Here is a 15,276-nt window from a genome sequence, read left to right on the forward strand (position 1 = left end):
GCCCAGCCCGCATCTCGAGACAGGGTGAATTGGAGCCATGTGGGGATGACCACGGAGACGGAAACGGCCGTTGATCAGCCGCCGAATAGTACCCACTCCCCGCAACGGGTGGGGGTGGTGGTCACCCTGGTGACGGAGAGCATCACCGTATTCGACGACCGGCTATGGCGCACCGGCCGTCGCCTACGATAAACAGCTCAGAGACGCGCCCTGGCAGCGGAAATACGCGCCAGTGTGCGCTCCCGGCCGAGCAGTTCGATGGACTCGAAAAGCGGTAGGCCGATGGTGCGGCCGGTCACCGCCACCCGTACCGGCGCCTGGGTCTTTCCCAATTTGAGACCTCGCGCCTCACCGATCTGCTCGAGAGTCGTCTTCAGGGTCTCGGCGGACCAGTCGGTCAGGGCGCCGAAGGCGGCCCCGGTGGCGTCGAGGATCTCCGCGGCGCCGTCCTTCATCGCTTTCGCCCAGGACGCCTCGTCGTGGACCGGCTCGTCCAGGAAGAGGAAGTCGACGTTGTCGACGATCTCGGACAGCACCGAGATCCGGGTCTGCGCCAGCGGGGCGATCGTGGTGAAGACCTCGGTGTCGAACTTCGCCGGCTCCCACGGCGGGGCCGGGATGGTGTCGGTACCGCTCAACCACGGCGCGCAGACCTGGGTGAACTCGCTCGGGGTGAGCGCCCGGATGTACTCGCCGTTGAACGCCCGCAGCTTCTTGACGTCGAAGAACGCCGGCGCGTGGTTGACGTCCTCGATCCGGTACTCCTCCTCGACCACCGACCACGGGACGATCTCGCGGTCGCCGGTCGGGGACCAGCCCAGCAGCATCAGGTAGTTGCGCATGGCGGCGGCCAGGTAGCCCTCGTCCCGATACGACTCCAGGGCGACCTTGTCCCGCCGCTTCGACAGCTTCTGCCGCTTCTCGTTGACGATCACCGGCACGTGACCCCAGACCGGCGGGGTCGCGCCCAGCGCCTCCCACAGCAACTGCTGCTTCGGGGTGTTGGGCAGGTGCTCCTCGGCGCGGAACACGTGGGTGATCCCCATGCTCAGGTCGTCGACCACGTTGGCCAGCAGGAACACCGCCGAGCCGTCGCTGCGGGCGATGACGAAGTCCTCGAGCAGCTTGTTCTCGAAGGTGGGCTTGCCCCGGACCAGGTCCACCACCACGGTTTCGCCCTCGTCGGGCGTGCGGAACCGCAGCGCCCGGCCCTCACCCGGGCCCAGCGCCCGGTCGCGGCAGAAGCCGTCGTAGCCGGTGTGCTTGTTTCCCGAGCGGGCGACCACGTCGTCCCGGGTGCAGTCGCAGTAGTAGGCCCGGCCCTCGCCGTAGAGGCGGGTCGCGGCGGCGGTGTGGTCGGCGGCGTAGGAGGACTGGAAATAGGGGCCCTCGTACGTCCCGCGCTCGATGCCGATCCAGTCGAGTGCCGAGATGATGCCCTCGGTCCACTCGGGCCGGTTGCGGGCCGCGTCGGTGTCCTCGATCCGCAGCACGAAGACACCGCCGTGCTGCTGGGCGTAGATCCAGTTCTGCAGGGCCGATCGGGCGCCGCCGACGTGGAACATGCCGGTCGGTGAGGGTGCGAAACGTACTCGAACAGTCACCGCCCCAGACTACCGACCAGTCGCCTCAGACGGTGAAGCGCCCGACCAGCCCGGTCAGCCGCTGCGCGGTCGCGGTCAGCTCGCCGGCCGCCTGGTGCGACACCGCCACCGAGTCCCGCGTGCTGCGCATCGCCCCGTTCACCGTACCGATGCCGTCGGCGATGTCCCTGCTGCCACCGGCCGCCTCGGCGATGTTGCGGGCCATCTCGGCGGTCGTCGCCGCCTGTTCCTCGACCGCCGCGGCGATCGCCGTCTGATAGTCGTTGACCTGGGCGATCCGCGCCGAGATGGCGTCGATCGCGGAGACGGCGCGGGCCGTGTCGCCCTCGATCGCGGCGACCCGCCCGGTGACGTCCTCGGTCGCCCGGGCGGTCTCCTGGGCCAGCTCCTTGACCTCACCGGCGACCACCGCGAAACCCTTGCCGGTCTCGCCCGCCCGGGCCGCCTCGATGGTGGCGTTCAGGGCGAGCAGGTTGGTCTGCTCGGCGATGGTGGCGATCAGTTGCACCACGTCGGTGATCTTCGCGGTCGAGGCCCGCAGCTCGGCGATGACGTTCGCCGCCGCCGCGGTCAGGCCGACCCCGTCCCGCCCGGCCTGCGCGGCCTCCTGGGCGTTGTGCGAGATCTCGGTGATCGACGCGCCCATCTGCTCGGCGCCGGCGGCGACCGTCGCCACCACGTGCGACACGCTCTCCGCCGAGGCGCTCACCGTGTCGGCCCGGCTCGCGGCGGTGTCCGTGGCGGCTGACATCTCGCCGCCGGTGGCCGCCACCCGCCGGGCGGTGCCGGCCACCTCCTCGGAGGCGCCGGTCACGTCCTGCATGACGGCGCGCAGTTCGGCGGCCGCGGTGTCCAGGGCGGCGCCCGCCTCGCCGATCTCGTCGCGCCCCCGATCGTCGAGCCGCACGGTGAGGTCGCGGTCGGCGAGCCGGGTCAGCGCCCCGGTCAGCCTGCCCATCCGGTGCGAGATGCGGGACGCCTGCTGGTACGCCGCCGCCGCCCCGGCCAGGGCGAGCAGCACGCCGGCGATGACGAACCAGGTCAGCATCGTGCGGCGCCCGTCCCGGACCGCGGTGACCGCCGCGGCGGCGTCGGCGTCGTAGCCGCCCACCGTCACCGCCCACTGGTACGGCGCGTAGTAGGCGACCGTGGTGGTGGTGTCCCCGGCGGGTGCCCCGGCCGCCCCGGGCAGCTGGTAGCTCGCCTGCCGGGTGGTGCCGTCGGCGAGTTCCGGAGCCGTGGTGACGATCTCCTCGACGTACCTGGTGCCGGCGGCGTCGACGGCGTCGAGCGCGGTCTCCCCGGCCACGTCCGCGAGGCTGGAGGCGACGATCCGGCCGCGGTCGGCGGCGGCCGTGCTGAAGACGGAGACCCAGCCGTTGGTCTGGATCTTGATTTCGCTGATCGTCGCGGTCAGGTTGACGAGTGCCTCGGCCTGCGGCACGCCGACGTAGAGGGCACCGATCACGTCCCCGGCCGCGTTCCTGATCGGGTCGTAGACGGAGACGTACGGGGTGCCGACCACCGCCGCGACGCCGCGGTACTGCTTCCCGGCCTTGATCGCGGCGGCCACGGCGTTCGGTTTGCCGTCCGCGGTGGCCGGAATGTACGTCCCGATCGCCCGGGTGCCCTTGGCCGATTTCACCGTCGTGCCGATCCGCAGCAGGTCACCGGCCGCGTTCATCCGCTGGAAGACGGTGATGGTCGCGCCGGACAGCGTCTTCGTGTCGTCGACGAACGGTGTGGTCCGCCGCAGATCCGTGTTCTGCCCGAGCCATCTGCCGCCGATCTCGACGCGGGGCAGGCTGACCGTCGTGGTTCCCTGGGTGACCTGGTCGGTGGCCGTCCAGGTGACCCGCCGGCTCGCGAACCGCATGCCGCCGTTCTGGGCCAGGTACGCCGAGGCGCTGCTCATGCTCCGGTCCATGCCCTGCTGGATCTCGTCGCCGACGGTCCGGACCAGTGCACTGACGTCCGCGGCGCTCTGGTTGAGCGCGGCCTGGTTCTGCCGCAGGACCTCGCGCTCGGTGCTGTCGGCGAACCGGCCGCTCTGCCAGGCGCCGACAGCGACCAGCACGAGTGCGGTCACCAGGACACTGCCCAGCCCGAGCAGGAGCAGTTTGTGCCTGATTCGGAATCCCACACCTGGATCATGGCGCCGCGACCACCTCGCCGCCCGCTCGTTGCCGTTTTCAATAGGCGATGTCGAGCAACGAGGGTGGGGACGATGGGCAGGATCGTGGCGGTGGAGTACATGACGCTCGACGGCGTCTTCGAGGAGCCGGTCTGGAGCGGGCCGTACTTCAACGAGGAGCTCGGCGCCTGGCAGGCCGACAATCTGCGGGAGGCCGACGCGCTCCTGCTCGGCCGTGTGACGTACGAGGGGATGAAGGCGGTCTGGCCGCGGATGGCCGCCGAGACCGGTGACTTCGGCGCGAAGATGAACGGGATGCCCAAGCACGTGGCCACCACGACGCTCACCGAGCCCGAGTGGAACGCCACCTTCATCGAGGGCGACGTCGCCGAGGCGGTGGCGAAGCTGCGGACCGGCTCCGAGACCCTGATGATCAACGGCAGTGCGATCCTGGTGAACTACCTGGCGCGGCACAACCTGATCGACGAGTACCGGGTGATGATCTACCCGGTGGTGGCCGGCGAGGGCCGCAAGCTCTGGGAACCCGGCACGAAGCTGGCCCTGACCCACATCGGCAGCTGGCGGTCCGCCACCGGTGTCGAGGTCATCGACTACACGCCGGCGTGACGCACCGAGGGGGGCCGGCCGGCCCCCCTCGGCGGCGGTGTCCTACGAGTCGCCGCCGGTCTCGCCCACCGGCGCGGCGTTGACGTCGTCGATCGCGTACTTCTTGGCGGCCTCGGCCGGCACATGTGCCGGGATCTGACCGCGCAGCGCCAGCTCACGCAGCGTCGCCACGGTCACCGACTCGCCGTCCACGTGGAAGTGGCGGCGCAGCGCGTGCCGGGTGTCGCTCATGCCGAAGCCGTCGGTGCCCAGCGAGGTGTAGCCGTTCGGCACCCAGCGGGCGATCAGGTCGGGCACGGCCCGCATCCAGTCGCTGACCGCCACCGACGGGCCCTCGGAGGCCTCCAGCTTCTGCTGGATGTACGGCTTGCGCGGCGCGTCGCTCGGGTGGAGCAGGTTGTGCTCCTCCGCCTCGATCGCGTCGCGGCGCAACTCGGTCCAGGACGTGACCGACCAGACGTCGGCGCTGACCCCCCAGTCCTGGGCGAGCAGATCCTGCGCCTTGAGAGCCCACCGCATGCCGGTGCCGGAGGCGAGCAGCTGCGCCTTCGGGCCGTCCTTCTTCGGGCTCTCGCTGAACCGGTAGATGCCCTTGAGCAGGCCCTCGGTGTCGAGGCCGGCCGGCTCGGCGGGCTGGATCGCCGGCTCGTTGTAGATGGTGAGGTAGTAGAAGATGTTCTCCTGCTTCTCGCCGTACATGCGGTGCAGGCCGTCCTGCATGATGTGCGCGATCTCGAACCCGAACGCCGGGTCGTACGCCACCACGGCCGGGTTGGTCGCCGCGATCAGCAGCGAGTGCCCGTCCTCGTGCTGCAGGCCCTCACCGTTGAGCGTGGTCCGCCCGGCGGTCGCGCCGAGCAGGAACCCGCGGGTCATCTGGTCGGCGGCCGCCCACAGCTCGTCCGCGGTCCGCTGGAAGCCGAACATCGAGTAGAAGATGTACAGCGGGATCATCGGCTCGTCGTGCGTGGCGTAGGAGGTGCCGGCCGCGATGAAGCTCGCCGTCGAGCCCGCCTCGTTGATGCCCTCGTGCAGGATCTGGCCGTCCGTCGCCTCCTTGTAGGACAGGAACAGCTCCCGGTCCACGGAGGTGTAGGTCTGGCCGTGCGGCGAGTAGATCTTCTTCGTCGGGAAGAGCGAGTCCATGCCGAAGGTGCGGGCCTCGTCGGGGATGATCGGCACCCAGCGGGCCCCGAACTCCTTGTCCCGCATGAGGTCCTTGAGCAGGCGGACGAACGCCATCGTGGTGGCGATCTTCTGCTTGCCGCTGCCGCCCTTGAGGCCGCTGAAGACCTTCGGCTCCGGGATCGCCAGCGACTTGTGCTTCGTCCGCCGGGTCGGGATCGACCCGCCCAGCTCACGGCGGCGCTCGACCATGTACTGGTACTCGTCGGACTTCTCACCGGGGTGGAAGTACGGCGGGAGGTACGGGTTCTCCTCGAGCTGCTTGTCGCTGATGTCGAGGTAGAGCCGGTCCCGGAAGCCCTTCAGGTCGTCCAGGGTCAGCTTCTTCATCTGGTGCGTGGCGTTGCGGGCCTCGAAGTGCGACCCCAGCGTCCAGCCCTTGACGGTCTTGGCCAGGATCACGGTCGGCTGACCGGTGTGCTCGGTCGCCGCCTTGTAGGCCGCGTAGAGCTTGCGGTAGTCGTGCCCGCCCCGCTTGAGGTTCCAGATCTCGTCGTCGGTCATCGGGTCGACGAGCTTGCGGGTGCGGGGGTCACGGCCGAAGAAGTGCTCCCGCACGTACGACCCGGACTCGCCCTTGTAGGTCTGGTAGTCGCCGTCGGGCGTGACGTTCATCAGGTTGACCAGCGCGCCGTCGGTGTCGGCGGCCAGCAGCGGGTCCCACTCGCGGCCCCAGACGACCTTGATGACGTTCCACCCGGCGCCGCGGAAGAAGGACTCCAGCTCCTGGATGACCTTGCCGTTGCCGCGGACCGGCCCGTCCAGGCGCTGCAGGTTGCAGTTGACCACGAAGGTGAGGTTGTCCAGCTCCTCGCGGGCGGCCAGGCCGATCGCGCCGAGCGACTCGACCTCGTCCATCTCGCCGTCGCCGAGGAACGCCCAGACGTTCTGCTGGCTGGTGTCCTTGATCCCGCGGTTGTGCAGGTACCGGTTGTACCGCGCCTGATAGATCGCGTTCAGCGGGCCGAGGCCCATGCTGACCGTCGGGAACTCCCAGAAGTCCGGCATCAGACGGGGGTGCGGGTACGACGGGAGGCCGCCACCCGGGTGCGACAGCTCCTGCCGGAAACCGTCGAGCTGGTGAGTGCTCAGACGGCCCTCCAGGAAGGCCCGCGCATACATACCCGGGGAGGCGTGCCCCTGGTAGAAGATGTGGTCGCCACCGCCCGGATGGTCCTTGCCCCGGAAGAAGTGGTTCATGCCGACCTCGTAGAGGCTGGCGCTCGACGCGTACGTCGAGATGTGACCGCCGACGCCGATCTCCGGCCGCTGCGCGCGGTGCACCAGCATCGCCGCGTTCCACCGGATGTACGCCCGGATCCGCCGCTCGACGAACTCGTCACCCGGGAACCAGGGCTCACGCTCCGGCGGGATGGTGTTGATGTAGTCCGTGGACGTCAGCGGCGGCACGCCGACCTGTCGCTCCCGGGCCCGCTCGAGCAGGCGCAACATCACATAACGGGCTCTTTTGGCGCCGCGTTCGTCGATGACTCCGTTGAGCGACTCGACCCATTCGTTGGTCTCTTCAGGGTCGATGTCGGGAAGCTGGCTCGGCAGGCCATCGCTGATCACCGGGCGCTTGCGCTCCGTGGCCACAGGCAATCCTCTTGGTGTGAGTGTCGGACCTCCGTGCGATCTAGGTGGCAAATCGCGCGGAACAGGTCTCCATCCTGCCCCCTCACGGTGTGCGTCGTCACGTCTACGGGGTGTCTCAGCGACGCTCGACACACGTACTGACCAGTAACTTTGGAAGGTCAGCCGTTCACGAAGGAGAAACGCACCTGCCGGATCGGGTTGTCGCCATTGGTGTCCACCAGGCAGATCGACTGCCACGTGCCGAGCGCGATCTGGCCGTTGATCACCGGCAACGTGGCGTACGGGGCGATCCACGCCGGAAGGACGTGGTCGCGGCCGTGGCCCCGGGAGCCGTGCCGGTGCTGCCACTTGTCCTCGGTCGGCAGCAGATCGTCGATCGCGGTCAGCAGATCGTCGTCCGAGCCCGCCCCGGTCTCGATGATCGCCACTCCGGCGGTCGCGTGCGGCACGAAGACGTGCAGCAGGCCGTCCCTCTCGGACCCGGCGAACTTCGCCGCCTCACGGGTGATGTCCACGACGGCCGGAGCCCCACCGGTCCGCACGGTGATCAGTTCGCTGCGCATCAGCCGAGCCTATGTGTACAGATCGAGCAGCAGGAACACGGATGTGGCGCCGGCCAGCCAGCACACGCACTGCGCCAGCCGCGCGACGACCCACCACAAGATCATGTCGTTGAGTACATCACCGGGTGACGGCCCGTGTGCACCAGATCGATCGTTCTCGCAGTGGCATCACCGGCCGCGGTCGGGAATGCTGAATCGCGTGACCACTCCGCAAAGCCTCGACGAGCGGTTCCGCGATGCGGTCTCGGCCCTTCGACCACCGGAGTCCGGGCGTGCCCCCGGCGACCCGGTCCGCGACGGCGCCGGCCTCACCGGCGCCACCGCCCGGGAACTCTTCGACGCCCAGTTGACCAGCCGCCACCTCGACCTCGCCGCGCGCTGGCTGCGCAGCTTCAACGAGGGCTTCCACACCGGTGGATCCTCCGGGCACGAGGGCAACGCCGCGGTCGCCGCGGCACTGCGCGGCGACGACCCGGCACTCCTGCACCATCGTTCGGCGGCCTTCTATTGCGTACGGGCGGCGAACCACCCCGGTGCGGCCGGGCAGGACCCCGGCCGGCGTCTCGAGGAAGCCGCCCGCGACGTGCTGCGCGGCGTGGTCGCCTCGGTCCGCGACCCGATCACCGGCGGCCGCGACAAGCTCTTCGGCAACCCGGCACTGCACCTCGTCCCGGCCCTCTCCTCACCCGGCGGTCACCTGCCCCGCGCCGTCGGCCTGGCACACGCCCTCGGCCGCGCCGGCGACACACCGTGGCCCGGCGACGCCATCGTGGCCGCCTCGTTCGGCGACGGCGGAGCCGGCAGCGCCGGAGCCACCTCGGCCCTGCACGCGGCCGGCCGGCTGGAACTCGCCGGCCAGCGGGTGCCGCTCCTGCTGATCTGCGAGGACAACACCCCCGGCGAGCCCGGCCCGGACGGGTGGACCGGCGCGTCGCTGCGGGGCCGGCCCGGTGTCCGGTACACGTACGCCGACGGCTGCGACCTGGCAGCGGTGTACGACGCGGCCGCCGAGGCCGCGGCGTTCGTGCGCACCGAGCGCCGCCCCGCCGTCCTGCACCTGTCCACCGTGCTCCTGCTCGGCCGCCCCGGCGACCCCGAACCCGGCGACGGCCTGGACCGCGACCCCCTGATCGGCACCGCCCGGCTGCTCGTCGAAGCCGGCCTGTACGGGCCGGACGAGGTGATCACCCGCTACGACGAGATCGGCTGGCAGGTCCGCAAAGCCGCCGAGGAGGTGCTCGGCGAACCGAAACTCGCCTCCGCCGCCGAGGTCGTCGCCCCCCTGGCCGCCCGCCGCCCGCTGCGTGTCGCGCACGCCGTCGCCGAGACCGCCGGCCGGGCCCTCGGCGACGGCGCGCCCACCCGGCTGCGCGTCTTCGACGGCCGGCTCCCCGAGGACGCCGGGCCGATGACACTCGCACAGACCCTCACCGCCGCCCTGAACGACGCTCTGGCCGCGAATCCCGGGTTACTCGTGTTCGGCCCCGCAACGACCCGCGGCGGCCGCCACGGCGTCACCACAGGCCTCTCCGGCCACGATCCCGAGCGGGTCTTCGACAGCCCACCCGACCCGACCACGATCCTCGGGCTGGCCGCCGGCGCCGGACTGGCCGGGCTGATCCCGGTCCCCGAGGTGGACTCCCTCGCCGGCCTGCACGGCGCGGCCGAGCAACTGCGGGCCGAGGCGGCCACCATGGCGTACCTCTCGGCCGGTGCCTACCGCAATCCGCTCGTGCTGCGGGTGCCCGCCTTCGCCCAGCCGTACGGGATCGGCGGCCACCTGGCCAACGACAACACCGTGGCCGCGCTCCGCGACGTACCCGGCCTCGTCGTCGCGGTCCCCGCCCGTGCCGCCGACGCCGCACCGATGCTGCGTTCCTGCCTCGCCGCGGCCGAGGCCGACGGCACCGTCAGCGTCTTCCTCGAACCGATCGCCGTCTACCAGACGAGGGACCTCTATCAGCAAGGCGACAACGAATGGCTGGCGCCGTACTCGCCCCCCGGCGCGTGGGCCGACGAGCACGTCCCGATCGGCCGGGCCCGCATCTACGGGCTCGGCACCGCCCAGGACCTGACCATCGTGACGTACGGCAACGGCGTCCGGATGGCGCTGCGTGTCGCCGCACAGCTGGCCGCCGACGGATACGGCTCCCGCATCGTCGACCTGCGCTGGCTCAACCCGCTACCCGTCGCTGACCTGGTCCGCGAGGCGACCGTCACCGGCCGGGTGCTGATCGTCGACGAGACCCGGCGTTCCGGCGGCGTCGGCGAGGGCGTGCTGGCCGCACTCGTCGACGGCTCGTTCGTAGGATCCGTACGCCGCGTCGCCGCCGCCGACGTGCCGGTTCCCCTCGGTCCGGCCGCCCAACAGGTCCTCGTGGGAGAGGATGCCATCACACAGGGTGCCCACGCCCTGTTGGCACGGTAAATTGCCACACACTCGGTGCGCCACTTGCGCACCGGCGCCGGAATGTGTGGACTACCCCCAGGTTCCGGTGCAATTTTGACGGTACTTTTCTTGACGGCTAGGAGGATTTGGACAGTGAGCGCGACCGCGGGTCAGGCCGACGGCGTACGTAGCCTGGCGGACCGGTTCGGCCTGGAGCCGAACATGGTGGTCATGGAGATGGGATACGACGACGATGTCGACGAGGACCTCCGTGACGCCCTGACCGAACGCGTCGGTGACATGGTCGACGAAGACACCGACGAGGTCGTCGATGCGGTGCTGTTGTGGTACCGCGACGGCGACGGTGACCTCTTCGAGATCCTCACCGATGCCCTCGGCCCCCTCGCCGACAACGGCGTGGTGTGGCTGCTGACCCCGAAAGCGGGCCGCGACGGACACGTCGAGCCCAGCGAGGTCAGCGAGTCCGCCCCCACCGCGGGCCTCCAGCAGACGTCGACGGTCAACGCCGGCAAAGACTGGACCGGCGCCCGCCTGGTCTCCCCCCGGGGCGCCGCCAAGAAGAAGTAACTCACTGCCACCCACTTTCCAGGTCGGCGCCCCATGGGCGCCGGCCCGAAAGTGGTTGCCCTAGGCTGGGACGATGCCGATCGACGCGGGCACGCCGGCCCCCGACTTCCTCCTCAAGGACCAGAACAACCAGGAGGTCCGCCTCAGCGACTTCCGCGGTCGCAAAGCGGTCCTGCTGGTGTTCTATCCGCTCGCGTTCAGCCGCCGCTGCCACGGCGAGCTGACCGAGATCCAGGAGAACCTGGCCGACTACACCGGCGACCACCTCCAGGTCCTCACCGTCAGCGTCGACTCCGTCTACAGCCACAAGGTCTGGGCCGACCAGGAGGGCTTCGAATTCCCGTTGCTCGCCGACTTCTGGCCACACGGTGAGGTGGCGGCCGCCTACGGCGTCTTCGACGCCGAGCGGGGCTTCGCCAACCGCGGCACGTTTCTCATCGACACCGACGGCATCGTCGCCTGGGCCGAGATGAACGGTCCCGGCGAGGCCCGCGACCAGAAGGCCTGGCGTACCGCCCTGGCCGCCCTCCCCGCCTGACGGCGATCCGGCTCGCCTCGCCGCTCTCGGGCCTCGCCGCTCTCGGGCCTCGATCAGCGGCAGGGTACGATGACCACTCCGGCCGCATGCCGTGCCGGGCGCGTAGCTCAGTGGGAGAGCACTCGCCTTACAAGCGAGGGGTCGTAGGTTCGAAACCTACCGCGCCCACCAGTCTGACCAGCGTGAACGTAGGCTGCCGAGTCTCGGTGGCCTTTGATGTCGTCTCATCTCGTCCGCTCCTGACGTCCCGACGAGTGAAGCGACAGGTGTGTCAGGAACGCGAGGCTGCGGTCACCGCTATCCGGCCCCATGAGCGTGTTCTGCCGCATTGGTGAGAAGGCGGGGCATCGTCGCTCGAGTGCTTGGCGTCCGAACCTCTCGCCGACGTTCATCGTGCCTAGGGGTTTCGGCAAATTCCGTGATGGCCGATACGTCGCCATCTGACCGCTGGTTCGCCGTCGATCTGACGAACTCGAATGTTGCACGGCCGTCCGACCCTGCGAAGGACCAGGTCATCTCCCGGATGCCGTTGGTATTGATCATCGGATTGACCTGCAGGCTAGCGGGCCATTGCCGTCCGGAATCGCTGATGTACGCCTCACAAGCCGCGTTGAACGCTGGCGTGAGGGAGCGGAAGATACGTCGATGGTCGATCGGCATGGATTTCCATTCGGCAGCGAATTCGTCGGTCTTGTCGAACTTCACTCGTCGATGTCCAAGCTGTCCATGAAGTCGTCGACGTTGTCGTATGTGGTGGTGCGACCGGCGGCGATGTCGGCGTCCGCGCGCCGTTCGCGCTCTTGCCAGTTCTCAGCCCAGAACCACGCCTGGCTTGCGGGTACGGCGATGACTGGGCGAAGTTCCAGGACGCCGTCGCTGCGCTCGGTGATCTCGACCTGGGAGCCCGGTTTGTCAAGGCCGTAGCGCTTGCGCACCACCGGAGGCAGGGCGACGGTGCCACGTGACTGGACGGAGACGAACCCGTGGAATGCAGGCGTCTTCACGGGCTTGGGCGCAGATGAGGTGCCGGCAAGGTTCTTCACGGTCCGGCGAACAGCCCGGTCGCCGGCCTGGCCGCTGGTGGAGGGCTTGGCGGACTTCTTGCTCGATACGGCTCGTGACGGTCGGCTGGCTCCTGCGCTGCTAGGTGTCTCCTCCATACGACGAGCATGCGGGACTCACGCACTACCGCCAAGCCGTATTGCTGCAATGCAGCTCCGGGAGGATTGTCGACTGCGCCAAGCTTGAAATGGAAAAGGTAAACACAGGTTTTCAGGAGGATGTGGACGATAGGTATTTGGTAGCCGTAAACCATGACTCATCGGACTCTGACGGCGAGTCGGGCGCTGACGTCGTGAGATGCGCCCCGAAGGGGCCGCGAGGCTGGGGAAACGGCAGACTGAAGCCAATGGCGAGCTGTGTCCAACTGGGCGCTGACGGGCATCGGGGAGCCTCGGCGCGGTGCCGAATCGTCTCAGCCGTCGTCTCGTTCAGTTGCGTACGGCTTCGTCTGAGAACGTCCGGCACGGTGAATCGATGCTGTACACGGACGGTTATAGGTCTTGCCGAACGTTCCTTCGCTCAACTTACAAGCGAGGGATCGTAGGTTCGAAACCTACCGCGCCCACCAGTCTGACCAGCATCGGAGCGGGCAACCGTCATCCCGGCGACCCGCTCCGGTCGCGTCTTGTGTCAGCTCGGCTTCAAGAACAGTGTCGCCACCTGGTCGGCGGTTCTGGCGCGAGGTGTTGATGCCGGTCGTCATGGCCATCGGGGACCAGCCCATGACTCTGAACCCCGGCGGTGGCCGGGGTGGTTGTCAGGGCAGGATCGCCAGTCTGCCGACGGTGGTCCGCGCTTCCAGGTCCGTCAGTGCTTTCGGGCCTTCGGCGAGTGGGTAGCAGGTGGGCCGGCCGGGGCGGATGACTCCGGCCGCGAGGAGGCCGAACATCTCGCCCATCACCTCGCCGAAGAGGGACGGTGCGGCCTGGATCAGGGTGCCGATGTTCAGGCCGATGAGGTGGACCTGGTGCCTGTAGATCAGGTCCCAGTTGGTGATCGTTGCCTCCCCTCCGGCCATGCCGTAGACGACGACTCGGCCGGTGACCCGTCTGGTCGAGGCCAGGCTGGCGTTCAGGGTGGGGCCGCCGACCGACTCCAGGACGAGGTCGACGCCTGTGCCGCCGGTCAGCCGCATGACGTCGCCGGTCAGGTCGGTGCTGCGGGAGTCGATGACGTGGTCGGCACCCAGGCTCAAGACCAGGTCGTGTTTCTGCGGCGATGCCGCTGCGATCACGGTCGCGCCGTAGTGTTTCGCCATCGTGAGCGCGGCCTGACCGGTCGCCCCGGCTGCGGCATGGATCAGGACGGTCTGACCAGCGGTGATGTGGCCCAGCGGCTTGAGCGCGGCCAGCGCGGTCGGCCAGCTGACCACCAGACCGAGAGCCTGCTCGTCGGTCCAGCCTGCAGGCACGCTGACCACCGACGCCGCGGACAGCAGCATGAACTCGGCGAAGGCGCCGCCGGTGATCAAGGCGCCGATGACATGGGCGCCGGGCTGGAGGTCGGTCACCCCTTCGCCGACGGACATGACTTCACCGGCGGCCTCGATGCCCGCCACGTACGGCGGCTGCGGGCCGCCGGCGAATGTGCCGGTGGCCTGCTGGATGTCGACGAAGTTGACGCCTGCCGCAGTCACCCGGATCAGGACCTCGCCGGCGCCCCGAATCGGCACCGGGGCGTCGGTGACGAGACGCAGATCCCGAGGGCCGTTGAGGGACGTCTGTCGCAGGGCGCGCATGGTGGGGGAGATGCTCATGACAGTCTGCTTCCTTCGGTTGGCGACAAGACCGGCCGGGCGGCCACAAGACCGGGCTACCGGTTGGCGACGAGGCCGGCTACCTACACCGGGGAAGACCCGGCGCGACCGAAGAAGGAATCGCTGTCGGCTGAGCCCGCTGTGCCTGCGGCAGGTGCGGCGCGAACCCGAACGCGCCCAACAGGCTCGGATCGCCGAAGGAGGAGATGCGGTGAATGCCTGCACCGCTGACGGTGAGCACGCAGATTCCGTACGCCTGGTGGTTCCCGTGTCGGTCCCGGGTGTAGACCGCTGCCGCGGGCTGCCCGTTGGCGCTGGTCGGCAGCATGCGCCAGTCACCCGGCGATCCCAGCAGGTGGCGGTGCAGGAAGGGGATGCAGGTACTCCGGCCGGCGAACCAGGTGCGCAGCGGTGTCGCCTCCAAGGTGACGTCCTTCAGCAGCAGTCGCTCCAGCCCTGCGGCGTCGGCGTTCTCGAAGGCCGCGATGTACTGATCGAGAAGCTCCCGGGCGCCGGGCACGGCAGGCTCGGTGGTCTGGTCGTCGGTCAGAGCCAGTTCTGCCAGCCGCCCCCGGGCGCGTTGCAGCGCACTCTTGACCGACGCCGTCGTGGTGCCGAGCATGGTCGCCACGTCCGTGGCCGGAAACGCCAGCACGTCTCTCAGGATCAGCACCGCCCGCTGCTTCGGCGGGAGGTATTGCAGGCTGGCGACCAGTGCCAACCGCACCGACCCACGTGCCGCGACGATCGTGGCGGGATCAGCCGGGTCCGGCAGAACCATCGCATCCGGTGCCGGCTGCAGCCAGTTCACGTCCGTACCGCCCACGTGCGGGGCAACATCGGGATCCGGCTCCGGGTCGCCGATTCCCGAGGGAAGCACCCGGCGGCTCTGCTTGGCGAGTTCGGTCAGACACCGGTTGGTCGCGATCTGGTAGAGCCAGGTACGTATCGAGGAGCGTCCCTCGAAACCACCATGAGAGCGCCACGCCCGCAGGTACGTCTCCTGGACCGCATCCTCCGCATCGTGGATCGAGCCGAGCATGCGATAACAATGCGCGACCAGCTCACGCCGAAAGGGCTCGATGTCTCCGGCGAAGTCACGATTGCCATCCACGATGCCCATTCAACCTCGCCCGACCGTGGAGAGTGCGTGCCGACCTGAATGCGGGCGGGCCGGGGTGGCGGTGGGAACCGGCTGCACACGGTAGGTGCAACGGCAACCGGGGTGCACCGG

Annotated in this window: 12 protein-coding genes and 1 tRNA gene; 5 read left to right on the forward strand and 8 right to left on the reverse strand. The window is 69.3% G+C overall.

The window, feature by feature from the left end; all coding sequences use genetic code 11:
- Nucleotides 1–197 precede the first annotated feature (197 nt).
- Complete coding sequence (gltX, locus tag BC793_RS10895) at nt 198–1,604, reverse strand: glutamate--tRNA ligase (RefSeq protein WP_109591887.1); 1,407 nt, start codon at nt 1,602–1,604, stop codon at nt 198–200.
- Nucleotides 1,605–1,629: 25 nt separating this feature from the next.
- Entirely contained in the window at nt 1,630–3,747 is a 2,118-nt protein-coding gene (locus BC793_RS10900; RefSeq protein ID WP_109591888.1) for a methyl-accepting chemotaxis protein, read from the reverse strand.
- 84 nt (nt 3,748–3,831) lie between these two features.
- On the opposite strand from BC793_RS10900, the gene BC793_RS10905 reads away from it, so the two are divergent.
- Complete coding sequence (locus BC793_RS10905; RefSeq protein ID WP_109591890.1) at nt 3,832–4,365, forward strand: dihydrofolate reductase family protein; 534 nt, start codon at nt 3,832–3,834, stop codon at nt 4,363–4,365.
- Between the two features lie 42 nt (nt 4,366–4,407).
- On the opposite strand, the gene aceE is transcribed toward BC793_RS10905, so the two are convergent.
- The gene (aceE, locus tag BC793_RS10910) at nt 4,408–7,146 is read right to left on the reverse strand and encodes a pyruvate dehydrogenase (acetyl-transferring), homodimeric type (protein WP_109591892.1); all 2,739 of its coding nucleotides are present in this window, start codon (nt 7,144–7,146) and stop codon (nt 4,408–4,410) included.
- Between the two features lie 158 nt (nt 7,147–7,304).
- Nucleotides 7,305–7,709 (reverse strand): YjbQ family protein, encoded by a 405-nt coding sequence (locus BC793_RS10915; RefSeq protein ID WP_109591894.1) that lies wholly within the window; start codon nt 7,707–7,709, stop codon nt 7,305–7,307.
- A gap of 187 nt (nt 7,710–7,896) precedes the next feature.
- On the opposite strand from BC793_RS10915, the gene BC793_RS10920 reads away from it, so the two are divergent.
- The 4 genes from BC793_RS10920 to BC793_RS10935 all read left to right on the forward strand — a co-directional run bounded on the left by BC793_RS10920 (nt 7,897) and on the right by BC793_RS10935 (nt 11,395).
- Nucleotides 7,897–10,137 (forward strand): transketolase C-terminal domain-containing protein, encoded by a 2,241-nt coding sequence (locus tag BC793_RS10920; RefSeq protein WP_109591896.1) that lies wholly within the window; start codon nt 7,897–7,899, stop codon nt 10,135–10,137.
- A 114-nt stretch (nt 10,138–10,251) separates the two neighbouring features.
- Nucleotides 10,252–10,686: a DUF3052 domain-containing protein gene (locus BC793_RS10925; RefSeq protein WP_109591898.1), complete on the forward strand. Its 435-nt coding sequence runs from the start codon at nt 10,252–10,254 to the stop codon at nt 10,684–10,686.
- A 73-nt stretch (nt 10,687–10,759) separates the two neighbouring features.
- A complete protein-coding gene (locus tag BC793_RS10930) occupies nt 10,760–11,224 on the forward strand; it encodes a peroxiredoxin (RefSeq protein WP_109591900.1) in 465 nt (154 codons plus the stop codon).
- A gap of 96 nt (nt 11,225–11,320) precedes the next feature.
- Nucleotides 11,321–11,395, forward strand: a tRNA-Val gene (locus BC793_RS10935).
- 126 nt (nt 11,396–11,521) lie between these two features.
- Here BC793_RS10935 and BC793_RS48755 read toward each other — a convergent pair.
- The 4 genes from BC793_RS48755 to BC793_RS10950 form a co-directional block, all read right to left on the reverse strand.
- Complete coding sequence (locus tag BC793_RS48755; RefSeq protein WP_146246230.1) at nt 11,522–11,929, reverse strand: hypothetical protein; 408 nt, start codon at nt 11,927–11,929, stop codon at nt 11,522–11,524.
- Nucleotides 11,926–12,384, reverse strand: a complete 459-nt coding sequence (locus BC793_RS10940) for an AbrB/MazE/SpoVT family DNA-binding domain-containing protein (protein WP_203896113.1) — start codon at nt 12,382–12,384, stop codon at nt 11,926–11,928. Before BC793_RS10940 ends, BC793_RS48755 begins: the two co-directional genes overlap by 4 nt.
- A 659-nt stretch (nt 12,385–13,043) precedes the next feature.
- Entirely contained in the window at nt 13,044–14,042 is a 999-nt protein-coding gene (locus tag BC793_RS10945; protein WP_109591904.1) for an NADPH:quinone oxidoreductase family protein, read from the reverse strand.
- 79 nt (nt 14,043–14,121) lie between these two features.
- Nucleotides 14,122–15,156, reverse strand: a complete 1,035-nt coding sequence (locus tag BC793_RS10950; protein WP_239169860.1) for a sigma-70 family RNA polymerase sigma factor — start codon at nt 15,154–15,156, stop codon at nt 14,122–14,124.
- Between the last annotated feature and the right edge of the window lie 120 nt (nt 15,157–15,276).

It is taken from the genome of Actinoplanes xinjiangensis (assembly GCF_003148685.1).
In the GTDB taxonomy this organism is placed as follows: Bacteria; Actinomycetota; Actinomycetes; order Mycobacteriales; family Micromonosporaceae; genus Actinoplanes; species Actinoplanes xinjiangensis.

What these genes read in the sequence shown, in the direction of transcription:
- BC793_RS10930 (WP_109591900.1), top strand. Translation starts at nt 10,760, where the DNA reads ATGCCGATCGACGCGGGCACGCCGGCCCCCGACTTCCTCCTCAAGGAC.
- BC793_RS10920 (WP_109591896.1), top strand. Translation starts at nt 7,897, where the DNA reads ATGCTGAATCGCGTGACCACTCCGCAAAGCCTCGACGAGCGGTTCCGC.
- BC793_RS10940 (WP_203896113.1), bottom strand. Translation starts at nt 12,384, where the DNA reads ATGGAGGAGACACCTAGCAGCGCAGGAGCCAGCCGACCGTCACGAGCC.
- BC793_RS10945 (WP_109591904.1), bottom strand. Translation starts at nt 14,042, where the DNA reads ATGAGCATCTCCCCCACCATGCGCGCCCTGCGACAGACGTCCCTCAAC.
- BC793_RS10915 (WP_109591894.1), bottom strand. Translation starts at nt 7,709, where the DNA reads ATGCGCAGCGAACTGATCACCGTGCGGACCGGTGGGGCTCCGGCCGTC.
- BC793_RS10905 (WP_109591890.1), top strand. Translation starts at nt 3,832, where the DNA reads ATGGGCAGGATCGTGGCGGTGGAGTACATGACGCTCGACGGCGTCTTC.